The 350-nt window shown below is 65.7% G+C and carries 1 protein-coding gene; it reads right to left on the reverse strand.

Annotation, left to right across the window (positions count from 1 at the left end; translation table 11 throughout):
* Positions 1–350, reverse strand: a 350-nt coding sequence (locus tag AC0L3B_RS38750; RefSeq protein ID WP_473382957.1) for a hypothetical protein, incomplete at both ends; no start/stop codon positions are given.

Here is a 350-nt window from a genome sequence, read left to right on the forward strand (position 1 = left end):
GGGCCGCGGCCACGCCGAAGTTGTCGATACCGTCGCCCAGGCTGAAACGGTTGCTGGCGGCGCCGGAAAATTTCGGGCTGGTCTGGCGGGTGTTTTTGTCGTAGCTGGCCTCGGTGCTGCCGGTATAGAACAGGCCCTTGTGGTCGAACGCCGACAGGCTTTTAACGTCGACGGTACCGCCGAGGGAGTTGGCGTCCATGTCCGGGGTGAGCGTCTTGATCACCGACAGCGACTGCACCAGTTCCGAAGGCAGTACGTCGAGGGCCACCGCGCGGCGTTCGCTCTCGGGCGACGGTACCAGGGTGCCGTTGATGGTCACGCTGTTGAGGTCCGGGCCCAGGCCGCGCACG

This window comes from Bradyrhizobium sp. Kon56, from assembly GCF_055807635.1.